This window comes from Blastomonas sp. (assembly GCF_041747255.1).
Taxonomy (GTDB): Bacteria; Pseudomonadota; Alphaproteobacteria; order Sphingomonadales; family Sphingomonadaceae; genus Blastomonas.
This window is the reverse complement of record NZ_JBGTFM010000155.1, coordinates 1-3,799: the sequence shown is the minus strand read 5'-3', so window position 1 is coordinate 3,799 and position 3,799 is coordinate 1. Positions and strand designations below refer to the sequence as shown.

The window sequence follows — 3,799 nt, the reverse complement described above, 5'->3', positions numbered from 1 at the left end:
GTCGCCCGACCAGACCGCCATGCCGCCATATTGCGAGAACGATGGCGCGCGCCGGAAGCGTTCAGCGGTACGCGCCGCATCCTGCCAATAGCCCTGCGCCACCAGCGGCCCGGCGTGGACCAGCTCGCCCTCCTCGCCCGGCGCGGCGGCTTCGCCTGCATCGTTGACAACCATGATCTCGGCATGTGGGATCGCCTGGCCAATCGAGGTCGGGTTGGCATCGATCAGGTCGGGGTCAAGATAGGTCGAGCGAAACGCTTCGGTAAGGCCATACATCGCAAAGATGCGCGTCGTCGCAAACTTCTCGCGCAGCTGCCTGACCAGCGCCGGGCCGAGCGCGCCGCCGCTGTTGGTGAGACGGCGCATATGTTCGGTCGCCGATTCTGGCCAGTCATGCTCGACCAGTTGCACCCATAAGGGCGGCACGGCTGCGAGCGTCGTGATCTGGTGCACGGCGCAGGCCTTGATGACATCGCGCGCCATCAGATAATCGAGCGGCACCGCCGTACCCCCCGCCGCCCAGGTCGATAGCAGCTGGTTCTGCCCGTAATCAAAGCTGAGCGGCAGCACGCACAGCGTCCTGTCAGAAAATTTGAGGTCCAGATACTGCGCCACGCTCAACGCGCCGAGCCACATGTTGGCATGGCTGAGCATCACCCCCTTGGGCTTGCCGGTCGATCCCGAAGTATAGAGGATCGCGGCGAGGTCGGAAGGGTCGCGATGTGATGGGTGCGCGCTCATTTCGCCCGCCTTCCACTTTTCCATCGTATCGGTGTCTTCATAGACCATGCAGTCTGCGGGAACATCGCCGGGTTGCAGCGCGTTGATCCGCGTCTGGTTGGCGATCAGCATCCGCGCGCCGCTGTCGGCAAGAATATGCGCGACCTGCGCCCGCTTGAGCACTGGGTTGATCGGCACATGCACCACGCCCGCGCGCGCCGCAGCCAGCGGCATCAGGCAGGTCGTTTCATTTTTGGGGAGCCATGTCGCGATTCTGTCACCATGCGCCAGCCGGATTGCGGTTAACCAATGCGCAAGCAATCCGATACGCAAGTTTAAGACATCGTAGGTAAGGGTCTCATCACGCAGCACCAACGCGTCGGCGCGACCCACGCCGCGCAGGACGAGGTGATCAAGCGGTTGCGCTTTGATGGGGTCAAAAGTCGTCAAGAACGGCCTGCATATGTGAAGGACTGTCGATCATGGGGTTCATGAGCTTGAATGGTGAATATCATGCTAACCTGCAGCTCGTGCAAGCATTAGCGCCCCGGCATTATACCGCCTATGACCCGCAGACGATTGGGCTGTTTGACCGCGCCTTGTGGTTTGACGGGCTGCATCGGCATTGCCTCGCAGCCCAGCAGCCGTTGATTGCCTATGCGGCGGAACGCGGCGAGGCGGTCAAGCTGCATCTGGTTGGTGGCGGCCGCAGCGGCCACCGTTCGATGTCAAACTGGTATAGCTTCATGTGGCGCCCGGTGTTCGGCGGCCATCCCGACCCTGCACGGCGCCACCATTTGATGGTGCAAGGCGCGCGTAACCTGACGAAGAAAACACACCGTGTCGTCCTGTCGCCAGTGCCTGACGAGGATGGCTCGGCCAGCCTGATCGTCGATGCCTTCAGCGAAGCAGGCTGGCTGGTGACGCGCGAACAGTGCGACGACAACCATGTGCTGCAACTCAAAGGCCGCAGCTTCGACGAATATTGGGAAGGCCGTCCCGGCCAGCTGCGCTCAACCGTGAAGCGCAAGGGCAAAAAGGGCGTTGTCGATCTGCGCATCGAAACCCGTTTTAACCTGCCCAGCTGGCGGGATTATGAAGCAATCTACGCGCGCAGCTGGAAACCCGAAGAGAGCAATCCTGAGTTTCTGCGCTGGCTGGCGCAGCGCGAATCCGAGGCCGGACGGCTGCGGCTGGGGGTTGCCAGCATTGAGGGCAAAGCCGTGGCAGCGCAGTTCTGGACAGTGGAAAACGGCACCGCCTATATCCACAAGCTCGCGCATGACGAGCAGACATTGCAGGCCTCGCCGGGCACACTGCTGACGCACGCGCTGTTCCGGCACGTCATCGATATCGATCGCGTGCAGCTGGTCGATTTCGGCACTGGCAACGATCCCTACAAGCGCGACTGGATGGAAGACGTGCGGCCGCGTTACCGGATTGAGCTGCTCTGGCCACGTTCACCCCTCGCCTGGCCCTACATCGCCCGGCAGCGCATGGCAGGCCTTGCCGCCCGAATCGGGAAAGACTAAGCATCTGCGCCTACATCGGGCCGAGACGATGACCATCGCGGCCAAGAGGGGGTCATTTGTGAGCGAAAACCTGACCGAAGGGTCGTCCGATGCCGCCGAAACAGCCGTGCGCCATGTGCTACGGGACATTCTGGGCCTGTCGGAAGCGCAGGTTGCCGGTTTTGACCGCGACACCGAGCTGTTCGGCGCGCTGCCCGAGCTCGATTCGATGGCGGTCGCAGGGCTGCTCACCGAGATGGAGGACCGTTTGGGCATCCTGATCGAGGATGACGAAGTCGACGGCGCTTTGTTCGAGAATTTCGGCAATCTGGTCGATTTCGCAAAGGCAAAGCTGGCCGCGTGAGCGACAGCCAGCGGTCTGTTTCATACCGGTTCGATGGACGCGCGGAATTATGCCTGCGCTTTGGGCCGGTGGACGCACCGGCAGTGCTGTTCGTGCTGCCGCTGTTCGATGAGGCCAACCGGCTGCGTCATCTGGTGGTAGAGGCTGCGCGCATGCTGGCCAGACATGGCATTGCCAGCCTGATCCCCGATCTGCCGGGCGGCAACGAGAGCCTCGCCCCGCCGGACAGCGCTAGCATCAGCCTGTGGCAGGCCGCGCTGATCACGTGTGCCCAGCAGCTTGGGCCGGTCAGCCATATTGCCAGCATGCGCGGCGGATGCCTTATCGATGATGCGCTGGGCGATGTGCCGCGCTGGCGGCTCGCGCCGGTCAAGGGCGCGCAATTGCTGCGCGCGATGCTGCGCACAAAAATCGCGGCGGACCGCGAGACGGGCGTCACCAGCACCACCGACGCACTCATGGAAACTGCGCACAGCCGGGGGATTGAACTCGCGGGCAACCGTTTGTCAGCGACTATGGTGCGCGAACTCAACAATGCCGAACCAGCGGCGCAGGCCGGGGTGCGGCTGGTGCGCTTTGCCGACGATCCGCTGGATGCGGACGGCCGGATTGTCGGTGCGCCCATGTGGTTGCGCGCCGAGCCCGGGCATGATCCACAGATGGCGCGCGCCATGGCAGATGACATTGCCGCGTGGTCGCGCGGCGTGCAGATACAGCCATGAGGCAGCATTTCAGTGTCACCTGCGATGGCGCAACGCTCGCCGCGACGCTCGATGATGCAGCTGGCAAAACTGCACTGCTGATCGTCAGCGGCGGCAATGAAATCCGCTCGGGCGCGCATGCCGGCATGGCGCATCTGGCTGCAGATATCGCCGCTGAGGGCCACCCGGTGCTGCGCTATGACCGGCGCGGCATCGGCGACAGCAGCGGCGAGAATGGCGGCTTTTTGTCGAGTGCGCCCGACATTGCTGCGGCAGTGGCGGCGCTGCGCCAACACGCGCCTCAGGTGAGCCGTATCGTCGCGTTCGGCAACTGCGACGCGGCGAGCGCGCTCGCGCTGTTCGGACCGCAGGCGGGGGTGGACGCATTGTTGCTCGCAAACATGTGGACGCTCGATACCGACGGTGACGATACGAACGATGCAGACGCCGCGAGCACGATGACTGCAGGCGCGATCCGCGCGCGCTACCTCGCCAAGCTCAAG

5 protein-coding genes are annotated in these 3,799 nt (G+C 63.5%); 4 read left to right on the top strand and 1 reads right to left on the bottom strand.

Features of this window, described 5'->3' with window-relative positions:
- Window positions 1–1,170, bottom strand: a 1,170-nt coding sequence (locus ACEW8G_RS05610; RefSeq protein WP_373487458.1) for an AMP-binding protein, incomplete at its 3' end; no start/stop codon positions are given.
- Window positions 1,171–1,202: 32 nt separating this feature from the next.
- Here ACEW8G_RS05610 and ACEW8G_RS05605 point away from each other — a divergent pair.
- The 4 genes from ACEW8G_RS05605 to ACEW8G_RS05590 all read left to right on the top strand — a co-directional run.
- Complete coding sequence (locus tag ACEW8G_RS05605) at window positions 1,203–2,252, top strand: GNAT family N-acetyltransferase (protein WP_373487457.1); 1,050 nt, start codon at window positions 1,203–1,205, stop codon at window positions 2,250–2,252.
- A 58-nt stretch (window positions 2,253–2,310) separates the two neighbouring features.
- Entirely contained in the window at window positions 2,311–2,595 is a 285-nt protein-coding gene (locus tag ACEW8G_RS05600) for an acyl carrier protein (RefSeq protein WP_373487456.1), read from the top strand.
- The gene (locus tag ACEW8G_RS05595; RefSeq protein ID WP_373487455.1) at window positions 2,592–3,317 is read left to right on the top strand and encodes a hypothetical protein; all 726 of its coding nucleotides are present in this window, start codon (window positions 2,592–2,594) and stop codon (window positions 3,315–3,317) included. The genes ACEW8G_RS05600 and ACEW8G_RS05595 overlap by 4 nt, the downstream gene beginning before the upstream one ends.
- Window positions 3,314–3,799: serine aminopeptidase domain-containing protein (locus ACEW8G_RS05590; protein ID WP_373487454.1), on the top strand; the 486-nt coding region annotated here is incomplete at its 3' end. The genes ACEW8G_RS05595 and ACEW8G_RS05590, both read left to right, overlap by 4 nt.

Excerpts from the sequence above, each read along its gene's own strand:
- ACEW8G_RS05605 (WP_373487457.1), top strand. The coding sequence starts at position 1,203 with ATGGGGTTCATGAGCTTGAATGGTGAATATCATGCTAACCTGCAGCTC.